Origin of the sequence: Pseudomonas sp. BW7P1 (genome assembly GCF_024981055.1) — a bacterium.
Taxonomy (GTDB): domain Bacteria; phylum Pseudomonadota; class Gammaproteobacteria; order Pseudomonadales; family Pseudomonadaceae; genus Aquipseudomonas; species Aquipseudomonas bananamidigenes.
On sequence record NZ_CP103374.1, the window covers coordinates 2,127,291 to 2,148,621 of the forward strand.

The following is a 21,331-nucleotide window of genomic DNA, read 5'->3' on the forward strand; positions in this document are numbered from 1 at the left end:
CTCTTCAGATAACGGCGACCGGCCGTGCTTCGGCGGCCAGCAAACGCTTGATTTCCGGGACGCAGGAACCGCATTGCGTGCCGCAGCCCAGTGTGTTTTTCAAACCCTGCAAATCCAGACCTTCACGAATCCCGGCGCAGACCGCGCTATGGCTGACGTTCCTGCAATTGCACAAGGTCTTGTCGGCAACGCTCTGCACACCGGCATTGCCCGGTGGCGCACTCATCGGCGCCAGCAGCCAGCGCCGCAATTGTTCATCTGCGCGGCCCTCCAGCCAGAGGCCTTGCAGCCAATGCTGGGCGAGGGTCTCGCCAGCGAGGCGGATCGTCGTGATTCGCCCGCTCTCGATACGTACCCGTTTGCCGATGGCCCGGCGCGGATCGTCATAGGCCAGTACCGGACCGTCGATCAGAGCCAGGCACTGATCGATTTCGCGCAGCAATTGCGGATCGGGCGCGGCGGCGCTGGCAGCGCGTATCAGCAACGCCGGGCGCTCGCGACCGACAAGGCTGAGGCTGACGTAGGAAAACGCCTCACACAGCGGTCGAAGCGCCTCGAAGTGCCGTTGAACATCGCCCTCGATCAGTGCGAAAAGCTGCCAGGGCAGACTCACCGGTTCCAGGCGTACACCGCTGTGCTTGAGTTCCGGTTGTTTCGACAAAGGATCGAAGGCGGGCAGGGTCAGGCAATTCACGCCGCCCTTGAGAAAACGGTCCCCCCAGTGCATCGGCAGAAAAGCCTGGCCCGGACGCACACTGTCATCGCTGGCGACCGCCACGATCACGGAGCCCCGGCGGCTCTTCAGATTCACCAGATCCCCCGGCTGCAAACGGTGCCGGCGCAATTCGTCCGGGTGAAGGCTCAGCACGGCTTCGCTGACATGCCCGAACAACTGCGCTGCCGTGCCGGTGCGGCTCATACCGTGCCATTGATCGCGCAGGCGACCGGTGATCAGGGTCAGTGGAAAGCGTGCGTCCCGTTGCTCCTTGGCAGCGCGGTAGGGATCGGCAACGAACTGCGCGCGACCACTGGCCGTAGGAAATATGCCGTCGCAGTACAGCCGTGGCGTACCCTGCCGGGCGCCCTGAGGAAACGGCCATTGTTGCGGCCCGATTTCGTCGAGCAATTCATGGCTGATGCCGGACAAGTCCAGATCGCGGCCACGGGTCAGTGCCTTGAATTCATCGAACAGCTGAGCGGGGCGATCAAACGCAAACAGGCTCGGCTGTTGCGGGCGCAGACGTTTTTCCAGTCGTTGTGCGAAATCCACCGTGATCGCCCAGTCCGGTCGCGCTTCACCCGGTGCGGCAATGGCTTTGCGGACGTGGGAAATGCGCCGTTCGGAGTTGGTCACCGAGCCTTCCTTCTCACCCCAACTGGCCGCCGGCAACAGCAGGTCGACAAACGCTGCGGTTTCGGTGGTGCGAAACGCTTCCTGCAACACCACGAAGGGGCAGGCGTCCAGCGCTGCGCGCACGGCGTTCTGGTCCGGCATCGATTGCGCCGGGTTAGTGCAGGCAATCCACAACGCCTTGATCTTGCCGTTGCGCATCTGCTCAAACAGTTCGATGGCGCTGAGACCGGTGTTTTCCGGCAGCGAATCCACACCCCAATACGCCGCCACTTCTTCGCGGTGCTCCGGGTTGGCAGCCTCACGATGACCGGGCAACAGGTTGGAGAGGCTGCCGGTTTCCCGCCCGCCCATGGCATTTGGCTGACCGGTCAGGGAGAAAGGTCCTGCACCGGGCCGGCCGATTTGCCCGGTGGCCAGGTGCAGGTTGATCAGGGCGCTGTTCTTCGCGCTGCCGGCGGTGGACTGATTAAGGCCCATGCACCACAGCGACAGAAAACTCGGCGCGGTGCCGACCCATTCGGTGCATTGCTGCAGCTGCTCGACGCTGATTCCGCACAACTGCGAAACCATGGCCGGCGTGTAATCGCGCACCAGGCTTTTCAGCTCGGCGAGGCCTTCGGTGTGCGTCTTGACGAAGTCGCGGTCGATCCAGTCTTCCCACAACAACAGATGCAAAATCCCATGGAACAAAACGACATCGGTGCCCGGCAGAATCGCCAGATGCAGGTCGGCCAGATCACAGGTGTCGGTGCGCCGTGGGTCGATGACGATGACTTTCATCTGCGGGCGGCGGGATTTGGCCTCTTCGAGCCGACGAAACAGTACCGGGTGGGCGTAGGCCATGTTACTGCCGACGATCATCACGCAATCGCTGAGCTCCAGGTCCTCGTAGCTGCACGGTGGTGCGTCGGCGCCGAGGCTGCGCTTGTAACCCACCACTGCCGAAGACATGCACAGCCGCGAATTACTGTCGATGTTATTGGTGCCGACCAGCGCCCGCGCCAGTTTGTTGAAGGCGTAGTAATCCTCGGTCAGCAACTGTCCGGAGATGTAGAACGCCACGCTGTCGGGGCCGTGTTCGGCGATGGTTTTGGCGAACACATTGGCGGCGTGCTCCAGCGCCGTGTCCCAATCGGTACGGCTACGCGCCAGGCCTTTGCCCAGGCGTAATTCCGGGTACAACGCCCGCGCCGCCAGATCGCCGGTCAGGTGCAGGGTCGAGCCTTTGCTGCACAGTTTGCCGAAGTTGGCCGGGTGCGCCGGATCGCCGCTGACGCCGAGAATGCGCTCGCCGTCATGCTCGATCAGCACGCCGCAGCCGACCCCGCAATAACAGCAGGTCGAGGCGGTCGTCTTGCGGTTCATCAGACGGCGTCCCGCAGGGCCAGTTGCACGCGGCCGTTTTCGACCCGGGCCGGGTGATGATGTGCGCAACCGACGTCCGGTGCCTGGGCTTCGCCGGACTGCAGGTCGATCTGCCAGTTGTGCAACGGGCAGGCCACGCGCTTGCCATAGATCAGGCCCTGTGACAGTGGGCCGCCCTTGTGCGGGCAGCGGTCATCGAGTGCGAAAACTTCGTCGTCGCTTGTGCGAAAGATCGCAATGTCACCTTTGGGCCCGGCGATGATCCGCGAGCCGAGGGCATTGATCTCTTCCAGAGCACAGATATCGAGCCAGTTCATGCCGGCACCTCCAGGTTTTTCATGGGGATCACGTCGAATTCTTTCTTCAGTTGCGGCTGGGCGAGGCGTTCCTTCCACGGGTCCTGTTCGAACGACAGGGAGAATTGCAGGCGCTCGTTCAGAGCCTTGCGGCGCTCAGGGTCTTCCAGCACGGCTTTCTTGATGTGCTCCATGCCGACCCGTTGCAGGTAGTGCACGGTGCGTTCGAGGTAGAAGGCTTCCTCGCGGTACAGCTGCAGGAACGCGCCGTTGTATTCGCGCACTTCCTCGGCGGTCTTGAGCTTGACGAAGAACTCGGCGACTTCGGTCTTGATCCCGCCGTTGCCACCGATGTACATCTCCCAACCGGAATCGACGCCGATGATTCCTACGTCCTTGATTCCCGCTTCCGAACAGTTGCGTGGGCATCCGGAGACCGCTAGCTTCACTTTGTGCGGCGACCACATGTTGAACAGGTCGTGTTCGAGGTCGATGCCCAACTGGGTCGAATTCTGCGTGCCGAAGCGGCAGAACTCGCTGCCGACGCAGGTTTTCACGGTGCGGATCGACTTGCCGTAGGCGTGACCGGACGGCATATCGAGGTCTTTCCACACGCCGGGCAGGTCCTGCTTCTTGATCCCCAACAGGTCGATGCGCTGGCCGCCGGTGACCTTGAGCATCGGCACCTGATATTTGTCCGCCACATCGGCGATCCGCCGCAGTTCCGACGGGTTGGTCACGCCACCCCACATCCGTGGCACCACCGAATAGGTGCCGTCCTTTTGAATGTTGGCGTGGGCCCGTTCGTTGATCAGCCGCGACTGCGGATCGTCCTTGGCCTCGCCGGGCCAGGTGGAAATCAGGTAGTAGTTGAGGGCCGGGCGGCAGGTGGCGCAGCCGTTCGGGGTGCGCCAGTTGAGGTAGCTCATGGTGCCGGCGATGGTCAGCAGGTGCTGCTCGCGGATGGCCTGACGGATCTGGCCGTGATTGAGATCGCTGCAACCGCAGATGGCTTTTTCGCTTTTCGGTTTGACGTCCGCCGCACCGCCGACGGTGTTGATCAGGATCTGCTCGACCAGCCCGGCGCAGGAGCCGCAGGAGCTGGCGGCCTTGGTGTGTTTCTTCACTTCGTCGACGCTGAACAGGCCGTGTTCCTGAATCGCCTTGACGATGGTGCCCTTGCACACACCGTTGCAGCCGCAGACTTCGGCGTTGTCGGCCATGCTCATGGCTTTGTCCTGGCCTTGATGTCCTAGGTCTCCAAGTGCGTTTTCTCCGAACATGAGGTGATCGCGGATCTCGCCGATGGCGTGATTCTCACGAATCTGCCGGAAATACCAACCGCCATCTGCCGTATCGCCGTACAGACAGGCGCCGACCAGCACGTCATCCTTGATCACCAGTTTCTTGTACACCCCGCCGATCGGATCGGAGAGGGTGATGGTTTCGGTACCTTCGCCGCCCATGAAGTCGCCGGCGGAAAACAGGTCGATGCCGGTGACCTTCAATTTGGTCGACGTCACCGAGCCCTGATAACGGGCAAAACCCAGTTGCGCCAGGTGGTTGGCGCAGACTTTGGCCTGTTCGAACAGCGGTGCAACCAGGCCGTAGGCAATGCCACGGTGGCTGGCGCATTCGCCGATGGCATAGATGCGTGGGTCGTAGGTCTGCAGGGTGTCGTTGACCAGAATCCCGCGATTGCACGGGATGCCGGCCTTTTCCGCCAGTTCGGTATTGGGTCGAATGCCGGCGGCCATGACGACGAGGTCGGCAGGGATGATGTCGCCATTCTTGAATTGCACCGAGCCGACGCGGCCGTTGCCGGCGTCGTGCAGGGCCTGGGTCTGTTCGCACAGGCGAAAGTGCAGGCCACGGGATTCGAGGGCGGTTTGCAGGAGCTGGCCGCTGGTCTTGTCCAGTTGCCGCTCCAGCAGCCACTCACCGAGGTGCACCACGGTGACGTGCATGCCGCGCAGCATCAGGCCGTTGGCCGCTTCGAGGCCGAGCAGGCCGCCGCCGATCACCACGGCGTGCCTGTGGATCTTGGCGGTGTCGATCATCGCTTGGGTGTCGGCGATGTCGCGGTAACCGATCACGCCCTGCAAGGTGTTGCCGGGGATTGGCAGGATGACCGGGGTCGAGCCGGTGGCGATCAGCAGGCGATCGTATTCGGCCTCGGTGCCGTCCTCGGCGATTACACGGCGCTTGATCCGGTCGATCTCCACCACTTTGCGGTTGAGCAGCAGTTTGATGTTGTTTTGCAGGTACCAGTCGAGGTCGTTGAGCACGATCTCGTCGAAGGTCTGTTCGCCGGCCAGCACCGGTGACAGCAGGATGCGGTTGTAGTTGGTGTGGGGTTCGGCGCCGAAGACCGTGATGTCGTACAGCTCGTTGCTCAGTTTGAGCAGTTCCTCCAGGGTACGGACCCCGGCCATGCCATTGCCGATCATCACCAGTTTGAGTTTTTTCATCAGGTTCTCCGGGGAGCTTCGGGCTTGCCTCTTGTGGGCAGTCAGGCCTTGCTCGACAAAAATGGCGCAAACAAAAAAGGCGTCCCGCCAGTTACCTGGCGAGGACGCCTTTGTCCTTGTCCCGTTCTCTCGGGAAGCCTGGCCTTCGTCGTTGAAGGTCGGGCTTTATGTCAGTTGAAAACGATAATGCAGTGGTTGTGCCAAGTCGCGCTGAGCCTTGAATTCATTGAGGTGGCGCAGAAATAGGCCCGAGAGTCATTGTGGTTTTTGCACCGATTGGATGCGGCTTGCCCGCTAATGGAGCGACAAGTCAGCCATGAAACAACAGGAACAGCAGCACCAGGTTGCCCAGCAGCGCCAGTAACGCCAATGTCCGCCAGACCTTCAGCGGTTCCCGTTCGAGCAGGGGGCGAGGGCGAACATTCAGGCTGCGACGTTCACCCTGTTCCAGCGTGAGCAGCCATTCTTCGGCGGTTTCATAGCGTTGCAACGGGTCGGCCGAGACGCCACGTTCCAGACACTGCGCCAGCCATTCCGGCAGATCCGGCCGATAACGCGCCGCACTCACCGGCACCCCGAAACGCGGACGCTGAAAGGCTTCGATCTCGCCGTAGGGGAAGTGTCCGGTGAGCAGGAAAAACAACGTCACGCCCACCGCATACAGATCCTGACGAGCCTCGGGTGCATCGCCCCGAAAAGACTCCGGGGCGATATAACTCGGGGTTCCCGGCAGCGTCGATGGCGTGTCTTGCGAAAGGCCTGGGCAATACGCCAGACCGAAATCCAGCAGGCGCAACTCGGCGTCGTCCCCCAGCAGCAGGTTTTCCGGTTTGATGTCGCGGTGCAGAATCTGCCGCCGATGCAGCAGGCCGACGGCCCGCAACAGGTGTTCGGCCACGTCCTGCCACTGAGTCAGCGGCATCGGGCCGCTTTGTTCGAACAGTCGCGCCAGGGTGGTCCCCGAATATTCACGCATCACGTAGTACAAATGCTGACGCTGACTGGCGCCATGGACTTCAGGGAAATGTCGCCCGGCCACGCGTTTGAGAAACCATTCCTCCGCCAGCAAGGCCTGGCCTGCGTGGGCATCGTCCGCCAGCCGTGTGGGCAAGGTCTTCAACAGCCACGCCTGGCCTTGGCCATCGAGGACGCGATACAGCAACGATTGTTGGCTCTGACCAACGACGCCTTGCACCAGCCAGCCTTCGAAGCTCTGACCCGGTTTGAGCGTCGGGGGCAGCGGCCATTGCTGCAACTGGATCAGCGCATCGCCGATGCTCGCTTCCCCCACGGCATCCACCCGCACCAGCAAGGCGCTGGCATTGTCCTGGCTGCCGGCCAGATGCGCGGCGTAGACCAGCGTTTGTGCCGCACTGTGCAGGTCCGGTTGATCACGCAGGATTCCGGCGATGGCCGTGTCGCCAAGCACGGCCCAGACACCGTCGCTGAGCAGCACGAAGCTTTCGCCCTCACGCAGCTCGCCGTCGAGAAAATCCAGCACCAGATGCTGATCCAGGCCCAGTGCACGCTTGAGCACGTGCTGCATGCCCGGCTGTTCCCAGACATGATCCTCGGTGATCCGCTGCAGGGTGTCGGCGTGCCAGCGATAAACCCGACAATCCCCCACATGCGCCAGTGTGAAGCGCCTCCCGCGCAGGACCAGCGCGCTGACGGTGGTGAGCAACGGCTGGCCGCCGCCATTGGCCTGCAACCAGCGGTTTTGCGCGAGCAGCAGGCGATCCAGCGCCTGGGCCACGCTCCAGGTCTGCGGGGTGGCGTAATAGTCCAGCGCCAGCGCCTGCAGGGTCGAGCGCGCAGCCAGACCGCCATCGGCGCACTGGCTGACGCCGTCGGCGATGGCAAACAGAAACCCTTTGCTGGCGACCAGCGCCGGGGCTGGCGTGACCAGGCGCAGGGCGTCCTGATTCTCCGCGCGCGGTCCGGTGGCGCTGGCTTCGGCGAAGCTCAGTTGCAGGGCCATTCGAGCCTCAGACCCGGGCAGCCGTCACGGCCGCCGAACCCCAGGTGGTTCTCCAGCGACGTTTGACCCCGTGCAGGCCGAACCATGCCAACACGCCAAGGCTGGCAAACAACCAAAGTGCCAGTTGATAGCTGCCGGTGCTCTGTTTGATCGCGCCCATACCGGCGGCGAGGGCAAAACCGCCGATGCCGCCGGCCATGCCGATCAGCCCGGTCATCACGCCGATCTCGCGGCGAAAACGCTGTGGCACCAGTTGGAACACCGCGCCATTACCTGCGCCGAGACCGAGCATGGTGCAGACGAACAGCGCCAGCGCCGCGTAGGAACTTGGCAGGTTGAAGCCGACGGCCGCGATGCAGACCGCCGCCACCGTGTACATCGCCAGCAAGGTGCGAATCCCGCCGAAACGGTCGGCCAGCGCGCCGCCCAGCGGGCGCATCAGGCTGCCGCCGAACACGCAAGCAGCGGTGTAGTAACCGGCGGTGACCGGGCTCAAGCCGTATTGGTCGTTGAAGTAGCCGGGCAGGGCGCTGGCCAGGCCGATGAAGCCGCCGAAGGTGACGCTGTAGAAAAACATGAACCACCAACTGTCACGGTCGCCCAGGGCCTTGAAGTAGTCGGCCATGGCTTTGGCTTTTGGTCGCTCCGGCGCGTTTTTCGCCAGCCAGGCAAACAGCACCAGGGTCAGGATCAGCGGAATCAGGGCGAAACCGAACACATTGCTCCAGCCGAACGCCGCCGCCAGTACCGGGGCGATCAGCGCCGCGAACACGGTCCCGGAGTTGCCGGCCCCGGCGATGCCCATCGCCTTGCCCTGATGTTCGGGCGGATACCACTGCGAGGCCAGCGGCAGGGCCACGGCGAACGAGGCGCCGGCCATGCCGAGGAACAGACCGAGCAACAAGGCTTGTTCGTAACTGTGGATGCCGAGTTTCCACGCACCGAACAGCGCACATATCACGGTCACCTGGCCAATCAGCCCGGCGGTTTTCGGCGACAGGCGATCGGCGAGCATGCCCATCGCAAAGCGCAACACGGCCCCGGCCAGAATCGGCGTGGCTACCACGAGTCCGCGCTGTTGAGTGGTCAGGTGCAAGTCGGCGGCAATCTGCACCGCCAACGGGCCGAGCAGATACCAGACCATGAAGCTCAGGTCGAAATACAGGAAGGCCGCGAACAGGGTCGGGGTGTGGCCGGATTTCCAGAAGCTTTTATTCATCGCGCACCTCAGCGGTAGAGAATCTCGAGAAGGAGTCAGAACCAGCACAGTGGGGCGCCGCCACGGCCGCACCACCGGCCCCGGTCAATGGGGCCAAAACGCAAAAACGCCGCTACCCGGATCGCCGAAAGGGGCGAAGGAGGTGAGCGACGTCTTTGTCGTGGGTGGGGCAACCGCCGTTGGTTACCTGTGCAGAATACTTAGCGAGATTTGTGCCAACAGTGCTCGACCGAGTGGCGGCCAATCGCGGGCAAGCCCGCTCCCACAGGTTCCGCATTAATCACAGACACTGTGTACGACAGGGAAACCTGTGGGAGCTGGCTTGCCAGCGATGGGGCCTTTACAGGCTCCACGAAACCTCAGCCAAACAACTCGCTCATGGCAATGATCTGCTCCGCGACCTGGATCAGTTTCTGCTGACGGCTCATGGCCTGGCGGCGCATCAGGGTGTAAGCCTCTTCTTCGTTGCAGTCCTTCATTTTCATCAACAGACCCTTGGCCAGTTCGATGCGCTTGCGCTCGGCCAGTTGCTGGTCGCGAGCTTGAAGCTGGGCACGCAGGGCCTGGTCGCTTTCGAAGCGGGCCATGGCCACGTCGAGAATCGGCTGCAGGCGTTGTGCGTGGATGCCTTCGACGATGTAGGCACTGACCCCGGACTTGATCGCCTGACGCATCACGCCGGGGTCGTGCTCGTCGGTGAACATCACGATCGGCCGTGGCTGGTCACGGCTGACCAGTACCACTTGCTCCATCACATCGCGGCCCGGTGACTCGGTATCGATCAGGATCACGTCCGGGCGCACCGTTTCGACGCGCGCCGGCAGATCGATGGTCAGGCCGGACTCGTCGATGACCTCGAAACCGGCCTCGGTCAGCGCAGCTTTCAGGCGGCCGACTTTTTTCGCCGTGTCGTTGATCAGCAGAATGCGCAGCATGTTCGCGGTCTCCTGTCAGCGGTGGGCGAGAAGGGGAGTGAGGTCGCTCAATGCATGCAATTTAAAGCTTCGGGCATAGGCAGCCGGGTCGCTGCCGTCCCAGACCTTGCCGTCGATCAACTGGCTGCTGCGCATGTCCTCGGTGCCGACTTGCACACCGACTGCGCTGGCGGCGTCGCGGTACAGCGTCAGCTGTTGCACCTGACGGGCGACGGCGAGGTAATCCGGGTCGTCACGCAGCAAACCCCAGCGGCGAAACTGGGTCATGAACCACATGCCGTCCGACAGGTACGGCAGATTCACCGCACCATCGCCGTGAAAACGCAGGGCGTGCGGGTCTTGCCAGCGGTTGCCCAGACCGTCGTCGTAGGCGCCGAGAAAACGCGGTTCGATGCAGGACACCGGGGCGTCGAGGTACTCGGCGGCGCTGAGCAGGTGCGCGGTGCTGCGGCGGTTTTCCGGGCTTTCTTCGATGAAACGGCTGGCTTCGAGGATCGCCATCACCAGCGCCCGGGCCGTGTTGGGGTATTGCTCGACGAAGGCGCGGGTGCAGCCGAGGACTTTTTCCGGATGGTCGGGCCAGATGGTCTGGCTGGTCGCCAGGGTGAAACCGAGATCCTGCTGCACGGCGCTGGCGGCCCACGGCTCGCCGACGCAAAAACCGTCGATGCGGCCGGCCTGCAGGTGCGTGACCATTTGCGGCGGCGGCACCACCACGCTGTCGACATCCTGCAACGGATGAATGCCCTGGCTTGCGAGCCAGTAATAAAGCCACATGGCATGGGTGCCGGTGGGGAAGGTCTGGGCGAAGGTCAGCCTTGCGCGGGTTTGGTGCACGTGGCGGTCCAGCGCCTCAGGACCGGTCACGCCCAGGCTCTGCAAATCGTGGGACAGATTGAGGCTCTGGCCGTTCTGGTTCAGACCCATCAGCACCGCCATGTCGGTGGACGCAACCCCGCCGATTCCCAGGTGCACTGCGTAGATCAGGCCGTAGAGGCTATGGGCGGCATCGAGTTCGCCGCTGACCAGGTTGTCCCGCAGGTTGGCCCATGAGCTCTGGCGCTTGAGATTCAGGGTCAGGCCGTAAGGCTGGGCAAAGCCCTGCGTGGCGGCGACCACCACCGAAGCGCAGTCGCTCAGGGCCATGAAACCCAGATTGATCGCGCTTTTTTCCGGGGCATCGCTGCCGTTGACCCAGGCCAGTGGCCCGATGGAGGTTTGAGTCATGAAGCCACCCTCAAAAAAAACGTCGCCCCGGACTTTGTCGAGGCAAATTCCGGTGACGACGCCATTGTCCTTGCCCGCCTGCCGTCATTGGCCTGCGGGCTGATGCGGGAGCAGGTGCAAGGCATATGCCAGCGCAGCGGATTTGCGCATGCGCCTCGCACGGCAGGGCGATGCCCGGCTATAATCGCCGCCTCTTTTCGCCGCCCGAGTCATAGCCGCCCATGTACACCCTGGCCCGTCAGCTGTTGTTCAAACTTTCCCCGGAAACCTCCCACGATCTGTCGCTGGATCTGATCGGCGCGGGCGGGCGTTTGGGTCTCAACGGCTTGCTGTGCAAGGCGCCGGCTTCGCTGCCGGTGAACGTCATGGGTCTGCAGTTCCCGAACCCGGTGGGACTGGCGGCCGGTCTGGACAAGAATGGCGCGGCCATCGATGGTTTCTCGCAGCTGGGGTTCGGTTTTGTCGAAATCGGTACCGTGACCCCGCGCCCGCAGCCGGGCAACCCTAAACCCCGGATTTTCCGCCTGCCGGAAGCGGAGGCGATCATCAACCGCATGGGTTTCAACAACCTCGGTGTGGATAACCTGCTGGCGCGGGTGGCTGCGGCAAAGTACAAGGGCGTGCTGGGGATCAATATCGGCAAGAACTTCGACACCCCGGTCGAGCGTGCGGTGGACGATTACCTGATCTGCCTGGACAAGGTCTACGCCCACGCCAGTTACGTCACGGTCAATGTCAGTTCGCCGAACACCCCGGGCCTGCGCAGCCTGCAATTCGGTGACTCGCTCAAGCAATTGCTGGCGGATCTGGCCACACGCCGCGCCGAATTGGCCCTGCGCCACGGCAAGCATGTACCACTGGCGATCAAGATCGCGCCGGACATGACCGATGAAGAAACCGCGCAAGTCGCGCAAGCGCTGATCGAAACCGGGATGGACGCGGTGATCGCCACCAACACCACCCTTGGCCGTGTGGGCGTCGAAGGGATGGAGCATGGCGACGAGGCGGGTGGTCTGTCCGGAGCGCCGGTGCGTGAGAAGAGCACCCACACCGTGAAGGTGCTGGCGTCCGAACTGGGTGGCCAGTTGCCGATCATCGCGGCGGGCGGTATCACCGAGGGCAAGCATGCGGCCGAGAAGATCGCTGCCGGCGCGAGCCTCGTGCAGATCTACTCCGGCTTCATCTACAAGGGCCCGGCGCTGATTCGCGAATCCGTGGATGCCATTGCCGCCAGGCGCTGATCTCGGGATATGACAGGACAGGCAAAAAAAGGGCTCCTCGAAGGAGCCCCTGGGCCGTAGCCCGCCGTCCGGGAAGGACGTGCATGGTGATCATGGGTGTTGCGAAATCAGATTGTCGTGTCGGAATAAATGCCCTGTGTCAGCCGACGGCGTGAAGTTCGTTGAGTCTGTGGATTCCCGCAGTGCCGGTCATACCGTCCCAGTTGTCGCCGCGTCCTTCTCGCCAGCCGTTGATCCAGGCTTGACGTACCGACGGTAGAGTAAATGGGCAAAGCTCACGGGACTTGCCACCAACGCCATATTGATACCCGCGCAAAAATGCTCTTTCCAACGGATCACGCTTAAGTCTTCTCATAGGGTGTTTCCCTCACTTGTTGACTGTTTTTGTCGCGTTGACCTCAATCGAGGTCTGGCAGAAAAACTCTGCCGTTGGCGGCTCGCTGCCGGCGTGGCGAGCCAAGGTGTTGACGCCGTTGCGACGTCAACCTGTGTCCAGTTCTAACCAATGAGTCACATCGAGGGAATGACCGTTTTGTCATAAGGACGTAACGAAAAGGGTGCTATGGCGATAAGTAACGTCAGGTTTCATGACCGTTTATTCACCCAACCCCGGTATGATCGGCCCTGCGCTGCATGACGGGGTTAATCCTTTAGTGCGAATGACCCACGTTTACGCTTGGGTACTATTCGACGAAGGGTTGTCCTGAATCATTTTGTTGCATCAACTTTTTTATCTGTCCCGGCATCTAAGCTCTTTTAACCCGAGCAGCGGGGATGGAACGGCACACCTTCGTGCCACGCGGGCGCTCTTGTCGAAAAGCGCCTGATTGAAAACCGGATCGGCAATGCGTTGCCGGTTCATCAGCCAAAGGCTCTGGAAAAACCATGTCCGACCGTTTCGAACTCTTCCTCACTTGTCCCAAAGGCCTTGAAGGCCTGCTCATCGAGGAAGCCGTCGGGCTTGGCCTTGAAGACGCCCGTGAGCACACCTCCGCCGTGCGTGGCATGGCGACCATGGAAGCCGCTTATCGTCTGTGCCTCTGGTCGCGCCTGGCCAACCGGGTGTTGCTGGTGCTCAAGCGCTTCCCGATGAAAAATGCCGAGGATCTGTATCACGGCGTACTCGACGTCGACTGGCAGGATCACATGCTTCCCGACGGCACGCTGGCTGTTGAGTTCAGCGGGCATGGCTCGGGCATCGACAACACCCATTTCGGCGCCTTGAAGGTCAAGGACGCCATCGTCGATAAACTGCGCACGCCGCAGGGCGACCGTCCGACCATCGACAAGCTCAACCCGGACCTGCGCATTCACCTGCGCCTGGATCGCGGCGAAGCGATCCTGTCCCTTGACCTGTCCGGCCACAGCCTGCACCAGCGCGGTTACCGCTTGCAGCAGGGCGCGGCGCCACTGAAGGAAAACCTCGCCGCTGCGATCCTGATCCGCTCCGGCTGGCCGCGCATTGCAGCCGAAGGTGGTGCGCTGGCTGACCCGATGTGCGGCGTCGGTACCTTCCTGGTGGAAGCTGGCATGATCGCCACCGACATGGCGCCGAACCTGCGCCGCGAGCAGTGGGGATTCACCGCGTGGCTGGGTCACGTACCGGCGCTGTGGAAAAAACTGCACGAAGAAGCCGTCGAGCGTGCTGCCGCCGGCCTGGCCAGACCGCCGCTGTGGATCCGTGGCTACGAAGCCGACCCACGACTGATCCAGCCCGGCCGCAACAACGTCGAGCGCGCCGGCCTGAGCGAGTGGATCAAGATCTATCAGGGCGAGGTGGCAACCTTCGAACCGCGTCCGGACCAGAACCAGAAAGGTCTGGTGATCTGCAATCCGCCATACGGCGAGCGTCTGGGCGACGAAGCCAGCCTCTTGTACCTCTACCAGAACCTCGGTGAACGCCTGCGTCAGGCCTGCCTGAACTGGGAAGCGGCGGTGTTCACCGGCGCGCCGGATCTGGGCAAGCGCATGGGTATTCGCAGCCACAAGCAATATTCGTTCTGGAACGGCGCATTGCCGTGCAAGTTGCTGTTGATCAAAGTCCTGCCGGAGCAGTTTGTCACCGGCGAGCGCCGCACTCCGGAGCAACGCCAGGCCGAGCGCGAGCAGGCTGCCCATGATCAGGCGCCGAACGAGCCACAAGAGCGCAAGTACAACAAGAACGGTAACCCGATCAAACCGACGCCGGCCCCGGCGCCGGTGATCGAGCAGCCGCGCCTGAGCGAAGGCGGGCAGATGTTTGCCAACCGCCTGCAGAAAAACCTCAAGGCGATGGGCAAGTGGGTCAAGCGCGAAGGTATCGATTGCTACCGCGTCTACGATGCGGACATGCCGGAATACGCCATGGCCATCGACCTCTATCACGACTGGGTGCACGTCCAGGAATACGCCGCGCCGAAGTCGATCGACCCGGAGAAAGCCTCGATCCGCATGTTCGACGCCCTGGCCGCCATTCCGCAGGCGCTGAACATCGACAAGAGCCGCGTCGTGGTCAAGCGCCGCGAGCGTCAGAGTGGCACCAAACAGTACGAACGTCAGGCGGCTCAGGGCAAATTCAACGAAGTCACCGAAGGCGGCGTGAAGTTGCTGGTGAATCTCACCGACTACCTCGACACCGGGCTGTTCCTCGATCACCGGCCGATGCGCATGCGGATTCAGAAGGAGGCGGCCGGCAAGCGTTTCCTTAACCTGTTCTGCTACACCGCGACCGCCAGCGTGCACGCGGCCAAAGGTGGCGCACGCAGCACCACCAGCGTCGACCTGTCGAAAACCTACCTCGACTGGGCCCGTCGCAACCTGTCGCTCAACGGCTTCTCCGACAAGAACCGTCTGGAGCAGGGCGACGTGATGGCATGGCTCGAAAGCAACCGGGAAGAATACGACCTGATCTTCATCGACCCGCCGACCTTCTCCAATTCCAAGCGCATGGAAGGTGTTTTTGACGTGCAGCGTGACCAGGTGCAGTTGATTGACCTGGCCATGGCCCGTCTGGCCAAGGGCGGGGTGTTGTACTTCTCCAACAACTTCCGCAAGTTCCAGCTCGAAGACAACCTGGCCGAGCGCTATGCGGTGGAGGAAATCACCGCCAGCACCATCGATCCGGATTTCGCCCGCAACGGCAAGATCCACCGCGCCTGGAAAATCACGGCTCGTTGACGCTCTGCCTGATTGGATCCACAGAGCCTTGATTTTAAAGGCTCTTGGATCCCATCAGAGCTAGCCAAATTAGTGGCTAATAGCTATAACTCACACACGGCCAATGGGGTTATCCCGTAAGTACTGGCGTAGTGAGTGGCCCTTATGTCGTTGCACCCCGTGCGCCCCAAGATTCTGGGTTTCATCAGCGAAGAAGTTTCGGCCTGGCTGGTCGCGCTGCTGGTATTGCTCGCCGGCGGGATTCTCACGGGGCTGCTGGCGTGGGCCACACTCAATCAGTTTCACAGCCAGTTGCGTCAGCGTTTTCAGTTGTTGGCCAACGAACGCTACAGCCGTATCGAAGAACGTTTTCAGGATCAGGAGCAGCGCCTCGACGGCCTGCGGCGGTTCTTCGCCAACTCCGAATCGGTGTCCCGTGCCGAATTCGATGGCTACACCCAACCCTTATTGCTGCGCACCCAGGCCTATTCGTTCGCCTTGCGGGTGAGTGGGGCCGAGCGCGCCGCCTTCGAACAGCGGGTGCGCGATGAAGGCCTGAACACGTTCAGCGTGCGTGAACTCAATGCCCAGGGCGAGCTGCAACTGGCCGCCGCCCGGGATGAATATGTCGTGGTGGTCTACAGCCAGACCCAGAGCCGCCTCGGTTCCCCACTGGGTTATGACTTGCTGGCCCAGCCGCTGCGCCGTTCGACCCTGGAGCGTGCGGATCAACTGGGCGGACTGGCGGTTTCACAACCGATGCATCTGGTCAGTATCGAACCGGCCTATGCGCGTGGTGTATTGCTGGTGGCGCCGGTGCGGCGCGAGGGAGAGGCTAAATCCTTCGGCTATGTGATGGCGGTGATCAGCATGCGCCAGTTGCTGGCCGACGGGCTGCCGGATGCCCTGCATGATTACCTTTCGGTGCGCATCCTCGATCTGTCGACCAGCGATCAGCACGAGGTACTGTTCGAGTCGTCCAATGATCCGGCCCCCAGCGATCTGTCGACCACGCGGCTGGTGCGCATGGCCGACCATGACTATCAGGTCGATATCTCGCCCAGCGAAGCCTTTCTGCAGGCCAACCATTCGTCGGTCGGCAGCGTGGTCATACTGGGCGGCCTGCTCAGCCTGTTGCTCAGTGCGCTGCTGTATGTGCTGGTCAGTCAGCGTCAGCGGGCCTTGCGCCTGGTCGAGTTGCGTACTCAGGAGCTGCACGAGCGCGAACAGGAACTGCGCGGCACCCACGGTCAGTTGCGCGGCGTGCTCAATGCGGCGACGCAAGTGGCGATCATCGCCACTGACCTGCGCGGTGTCATCAACACCTTCAATCCCGGCGCGGAGCAAATGCTCGGTTACCGCAGTGCCGAAGTCGTCGGCCACATGACCCTGGAAAACCTGCATTTTCCCCGGGAACTGATCACCCGGGCGGCGGAACTGAGCACCCGCTACGGCAAGAGCATCCCGACCTGCCAGGCCATGCTGGTGGAAGGGGGCGAAGTGGGTGGGCATGAAGCGCGTGAATGGACGCTGGTGCGCAAGGATGGCAGTCATCTGCCGGTGAACATGCTGGCCACGCCGGTGCTGGACGAGCAGGGGCTGTGGGTCGGGCACCTGGCGATCTGCATCGATATCACCGAGCGCAAGCGCGTCCACGAAGCGCTGGCGGCGCGGGATGTCCTGCTGAAGAAACTCAGTGCCCACGTTCCCGGCGGCATCTACCAGTTCAAAATGGAATTCGACGGGCGCTTCAGCGTGATCTACGCCAGCGACGGCATCCGCGAGATCTACGAGCTGGAACCCGACGTGCTGTTGCTCAATGCCGAATCCATCTTCACCCGGATTCATCCGCAGGATGTCAGCCGCGTACGCAAGTCGATCCGTGCCTCGGCGGACAACCTCAGCCCGTGGCGTGAGGAGTACCGCGTGCAATTGCCCGAGCGCGGCCTGCGCTGGGTACGCGGCGAAGCGACCCCCGAGGAACTGCCGGGCGGTGGCGTGCTGTGGCATGGCTACATCTCGGACATCTCCGACCTCAAGCGCGTGGAGGAAGAGCTGCGCGCACTGTCGGTGACCGATGCGCTGACCGGTATCCACAACCGGCGCTATTTCCAGGAACGTCTGACCACTGAAATGGCCCGTGTCGAGCGCGGTGGCGGTGAGCTGTCGGTGATCATGCTCGATATCGACCATTTCAAACGGATCAACGATCAGTTCGGGCATGCTGTCGGTGACCGGGTATTGCAAGCCGTTTGCGAGCGCATCGGTCATCGCCTGCGGCGAACGGATGTGTTCTGCCGCCTGGGCGGTGAAGAATTCATGGTGCTGTGTCCCGACATCGATGGCGATCAGGCGTACATGCTGGCCGTGGAACTGTGGCAAGGCCTGCGCGGGGCGCCGGTGGATGTGGTCGGAGTGGTGACGGCCAGTTTCGGGATTGCCAGCTGGCGGCCGGGGGAGGGTGCCGATTCGTTGTTGCTGCGGGCGGATTCGGGCGTCTATGCGGCGAAGCAGGCCGGGCGGGATCGGGTCGAGCGGCAGATGAACTGATCCGGTTTGCCGCTGACAACTTGTGGGAGCGGGCTTGCTCGCGATGACGGTGTGTCAGTCACTTCAGATGCTGCCTGGACTGACGCCATCGTCGGATCGCCGCCCGGGGCAAGCCCGGCTCCCACAGGTCTTGCAGGGTTCTCAGGGGCGGCTTACAGAACCGAAGCGGTCTGCGGCAGTTTCGGCTGTTTATAGAGATCCAGCAGCACCTGATCCAGCACCGACGATGCACCGAACGGCGCCTTGTCATTGAGGATCGCCACCACCGCCCAGGTGTTGCCGTTGACGTCGCGGCTGAAGCCGGCGATGGCGCGCACGGTGTTCAGGGTGCCGGTCTTGACGTGGGCCTCGCCGCGCACTGCGGTGGTTTTCAGGCGCTTGCGCATGGTGCCGTCCATGCCGGCGATCGGCAGCGAACTGATGTACTCGGCCGCATAAGGGCTGTGCCACGCCGCTTGCAGCATCGCGGCCATTTCCCGGGCGCTGACCCGTTCGGCACGGGACAGGCCGGAACCGTTCTCCATCACCAGATGCGGCGCAGTGATGCCTTTTCTCGCCAGCCACTGACGCACCACACGTTGCCCGGCCTTGGCGTCATCGCCGTCGGCCTCGTTGCGGTATTTCTGGCCGAGGCTCAGGAACAACTGCTGGGCCATGGTGTTGTTACTGTATTTGTTGATGTCACGGATGATTTCCGCCAGATCCGGCGAGAACGCGCGGGCCAGCACCTTGGCACCACTCGGTGTCGGCGCCAGGCGATCCTTGCCCTGGATGCTGCCGCCCAGTTCCTTCCAGATCGCCCGCACGGCGCCGGCGGTGTAGGTCGCGTGGTCGAGCAGAGACAGATAAGTCTGGGAACTGCAGCCTTCACCCAGTTGACCGGCAACGGTCACGGTCACGCTGCCATCGGCCTGGGTCACCGGGTTGTAGCGCACGCCACCGGTGCATTGCTTGGAGTTGAGCGCCTTGACGGTGTTCTCGATCCTGATGCTGGCGATTGGCGGCTCCACCGAAACCAGCACCCGGCCATTGTCGTTGCGGGCCACGAAGCGCAGGGCCTTGAGGTTGACCAGCAGCGAGTCCGGCTTGACCAGGAACGGCTTGTTTTCGTCGTTGCCGTCGTCGTTGAATTCAGGCAGTTGCGGCTGAATGAAGAAGCTGCGGTCCAGCACCAGGTCGCCGGTGACCTGAGTCACGCCATTGGCGCGCAGGTCGCGCATCAGCAGCCAGAGTTTTTCCATGTTCAGCTTCGGATCGCCACCACCCTTGAGGTAGAGGTTGCCGTTGAGGATGCCGCCGCTCAGGTCGCCGTCGGTGTAGAACTCGGTTTTCCACTGATGGTTGGGGCCGAGCATTTCCAGCGCCGCATAAGTGGTCACCAGTTTCATGGTCGAGGCCGGGTTGACCGACACGTCGGCGTTGTACACGGTCGGGGTGCCCGGGCCTTCCAGCGGCACCATCACCAGCGACAGGGCGCTGGGCTGCAGTTTGCTGGCCTTCAGGGCTTTTTCGACATTGGGCGTCAGGGACGTGTTGAGGGTGGCAGCGGAAACGGGCAGGGCCAGCGGCAAAAGAAGACCGGCCAGGAAAAGAGGACGCAACGATTTGATCATATGAAATAAAACCCTGCAGTCGAGGGGAAAAAAGACGAGGACATGGATGAAAAGGCCCTCAGTGGTCATGAAAGTGTCGGCATTATGCCCCAAGGTGTAACAGCTTGTGCCTTTCCCGAGGCGGCCAACGGGTTATTTTTTTACGGGCGGTCGCACGCTCGTCCCGGATAGGCAGGCAATCGCCGGCTTAAACTGGTAAAGTGCCGGCCGTTATTTATTGAGAGGATTGTTCCAATGGCGACTAACCGTTCCCAGCGTCTGCGCAAAAAACTGTGCGTCGATGAATTCCAGGAGCTGGGTTTCGAACTGAACCTGGACTTCAAAGAAGATTTGTCCGAAGAAGCCATTGACGCTTTCCTCGAAGCCTTCATCAAAGCTCTGGACGCCAACGGTCTGGGCTATGTCGGCGGCGAAGGCTTCGGTCTGGTTTGCCTGCAGAAGCGTGGCTCGGTTACCGAAGAGCAGCGCGCTGCCGTGGAAGCCTGGCTGAAAACCCGCACCGAGCTGACCAATACTGAAATCAGCCCGCTGCTGGACGTGTGGTACCCGGAAAAGCCGATCAACAAGGCTTGATTCCGAAATGAAGAACGGCGACCCGAGGGTCGCCGTTTTTTTATGCCTTGCGCCAATTCAGGATCAGCAAGGTCAACACCCCCGCGACAATTCCCCAGAAGGCCGAACCGATGGAAAACAGCGTCAGTCCTGACGCCGTGACCATGAAGGTGATCAGCGCCGCTTCCCGTTCCTTCACTTCGGTCATGGCAATGCTCAAGCCGTTGATGATCGAGCCGAACAGTGCCAATGCGGCAATCGACAGCACCAGCTCCTTGGGCAGCGCGGCGAACAGCGCCGCCAGCGTGGCGCCGAACACCCCGGCGATCCCGTAGAAAATCCCGCACCACACCGCTGCGGTGTAGCGTTTGTTGCGATCCTCATGGGCGTGGGGGCCGGTGCAGATCGCCGCGCTGATCGCCGCCAGATTGATGCCATGGGAGCCGAACGGCGCCAGCAGCAGCGAGGCGATGCCGGTGGTGGTGATCAGCGGCGAGGCCGGGACGTTGTAGCCATCGGCACGCAGCACGGCGACGCCCGGCATGTTCTGCGAGGTCATCGCCACCACAAACAACGGAATGCCGATGCTGATGGTCGCGGCAAGCGAGAAGTGCGGCGTGGTCCAGACCGGTGTCGCCACTTCAAGGTGAAAACCGCTGAAGTCCAGCAGCCCCATGAAGCCCGACAGCGCGGTGCCAATCAGCAGCGCGGCGAGCACCGCATAACGCGGCGTCAGGCGTTTGACCAGCAGATAGGTGAAGAACATCCCCAGCACCAGGCCGGTGCGGTGCTGCGCGGCGACGAAAATTTCGCTGCCGATCTTGAACAGAATCCCCGCCAGCAACGCGGCGGCAAGGGAAGCCGGGATCTTTTTCACCAGCCGTTCGAAGCTGCCGGTCAGGCCGCAGATCGTCACCAACAACGCGCAGGTGATGTAGGCACCGATGGCTTCGCCGTAGGTGACGCCGCCAAGGCTGGTGATCAGCAGGGCTGCGCCGGGGGTCGACCAGGCGATGGTGATCGGCGTGCGATAGCGCAGGGAAAGACCGATCGAACACACCGCCATGCCGATGGAAATTGCCCAGATCCACGAGGAAATCTGCCCGCTGCTCAGGCCCGCAGCTTGCCCGGCCTGGAACATCAGCACCAGCGAACTGGTGTAACCGGTCATCATCGCGATGAACCCGGCGACGATGGCGGAGGGCGATGTGTCCGCGAAGGGGCGCAGTCGGGTGTGGGTGATTTCATTCATGACAGCGGCGTTCCTTGTTCAAACCACGGATTTCGGGTTTAAGCCTAAACTCAAACATAACGATGCGTTGCAATACAGCCGAAGTCACAAACAGCCGTACAGTCGTGTTGCCACCTTCCATTGTGTACAATCGCGCTGTT

14 protein-coding genes are annotated in these 21,331 nt (G+C 62.2%); 4 read left to right on the plus strand and 10 right to left on the minus strand.

All coding sequences use genetic code 11. From position 1 onward, the window contains the following. Positions 1–4: 4 nt before the first annotated feature. The 7 genes from NWV16_RS09730 to NWV16_RS09760 all read right to left on the minus strand — a co-directional run bounded on the left by NWV16_RS09730 (position 5) and on the right by NWV16_RS09760 (position 10,848). Entirely contained in the window at positions 5–2,719 is a 2,715-nt protein-coding gene (locus NWV16_RS09730) for a nitrate reductase (RefSeq protein ID WP_260522845.1), read from the minus strand. Next, the gene (gene nirD, locus NWV16_RS09735) at positions 2,719–3,036 is read right to left on the minus strand and encodes a nitrite reductase small subunit NirD (RefSeq protein WP_007951992.1); all 318 of its coding nucleotides are present in this window, start codon (positions 3,034–3,036) and stop codon (positions 2,719–2,721) included. The genes NWV16_RS09730 and nirD overlap by 1 nt, the downstream gene beginning before the upstream one ends. Further along, complete coding sequence (gene nirB / locus NWV16_RS09740; protein WP_260522846.1) at positions 3,033–5,486, minus strand: nitrite reductase large subunit NirB; 2,454 nt, start codon at positions 5,484–5,486, stop codon at positions 3,033–3,035. Before nirB ends, nirD begins: the two co-directional genes overlap by 4 nt. Positions 5,487–5,796: 310 nt before the next feature. Then, positions 5,797–7,467, minus strand: coding sequence for a bifunctional protein-serine/threonine kinase/phosphatase (locus NWV16_RS09745; RefSeq protein ID WP_260522847.1), 1,671 nt, complete (start codon positions 7,465–7,467; stop codon positions 5,797–5,799). Positions 7,468–7,474: 7 nt separating this feature from the next. Beyond that, positions 7,475–8,686: a nitrate/nitrite transporter gene (locus NWV16_RS09750; RefSeq protein WP_260522848.1), complete on the minus strand. Its 1,212-nt coding sequence runs from the start codon at positions 8,684–8,686 to the stop codon at positions 7,475–7,477. A 359-nt stretch (positions 8,687–9,045) separates the two neighbouring features. Beyond that, entirely contained in the window at positions 9,046–9,621 is a 576-nt protein-coding gene (locus tag NWV16_RS09755) for an ANTAR domain-containing response regulator (protein ID WP_260522849.1), read from the minus strand. 15 nt (positions 9,622–9,636) lie between these two features. Further along, on the minus strand, positions 9,637–10,848 hold the full coding sequence (locus tag NWV16_RS09760) for a CmpA/NrtA family ABC transporter substrate-binding protein (protein ID WP_260522850.1): 1,212 nt from the start codon (positions 10,846–10,848) through the stop codon (positions 9,637–9,639). Between the two features lie 221 nt (positions 10,849–11,069). On the opposite strand from NWV16_RS09760, the gene NWV16_RS09765 reads away from it, so the two are divergent. Then, positions 11,070–12,089: a quinone-dependent dihydroorotate dehydrogenase gene (locus NWV16_RS09765; protein WP_260522851.1), complete on the plus strand. Its 1,020-nt coding sequence runs from the start codon at positions 11,070–11,072 to the stop codon at positions 12,087–12,089. Between the two features lie 139 nt (positions 12,090–12,228). On the opposite strand, the gene rmf is transcribed toward NWV16_RS09765, so the two are convergent. Next, positions 12,229–12,444 carry a ribosome modulation factor gene (gene rmf, locus NWV16_RS09770; protein WP_003223300.1) on the minus strand — a complete coding sequence of 72 codons (216 nt, stop codon included), beginning with the start codon at positions 12,442–12,444 and terminating at the stop codon, positions 12,229–12,231. Positions 12,445–12,974: 530 nt separating this feature from the next. On the opposite strand from rmf, the gene rlmKL reads away from it, so the two are divergent. Further along, positions 12,975–15,245 (plus strand): bifunctional 23S rRNA (guanine(2069)-N(7))-methyltransferase RlmK/23S rRNA (guanine(2445)-N(2))-methyltransferase RlmL, encoded by a 2,271-nt coding sequence (rlmKL, locus tag NWV16_RS09775; protein ID WP_260522852.1) that lies wholly within the window; start codon positions 12,975–12,977, stop codon positions 15,243–15,245. 144 nt (positions 15,246–15,389) lie between these two features. Beyond that, the gene (locus tag NWV16_RS09780; RefSeq protein ID WP_260522853.1) at positions 15,390–17,774 is read left to right on the plus strand and encodes a diguanylate cyclase; all 2,385 of its coding nucleotides are present in this window, start codon (positions 15,390–15,392) and stop codon (positions 17,772–17,774) included. A 152-nt stretch (positions 17,775–17,926) separates the two neighbouring features. Here the strand turns inward: NWV16_RS09780 and dacB are convergent, their stop codons facing one another. Next, the gene (dacB, locus tag NWV16_RS09785; RefSeq protein WP_260522854.1) at positions 17,927–19,387 is read right to left on the minus strand and encodes a D-alanyl-D-alanine carboxypeptidase/D-alanyl-D-alanine-endopeptidase; all 1,461 of its coding nucleotides are present in this window, start codon (positions 19,385–19,387) and stop codon (positions 17,927–17,929) included. A gap of 234 nt (positions 19,388–19,621) precedes the next feature. Here dacB and NWV16_RS09790 point away from each other — a divergent pair, with 234 nt between their 5' ends. Next, entirely contained in the window at positions 19,622–19,960 is a 339-nt protein-coding gene (locus NWV16_RS09790; RefSeq protein ID WP_065259729.1) for a YggL family protein, read from the plus strand. Between the two features lie 40 nt (positions 19,961–20,000). On the opposite strand, the gene NWV16_RS09795 is transcribed toward NWV16_RS09790, so the two are convergent. Further along, positions 20,001–21,191 carry a benzoate/H(+) symporter BenE family transporter gene (locus NWV16_RS09795; protein ID WP_065259728.1) on the minus strand — a complete coding sequence of 397 codons (1,191 nt, stop codon included), beginning with the start codon at positions 21,189–21,191 and terminating at the stop codon, positions 20,001–20,003. Positions 21,192–21,331 lie beyond the last annotated feature (140 nt).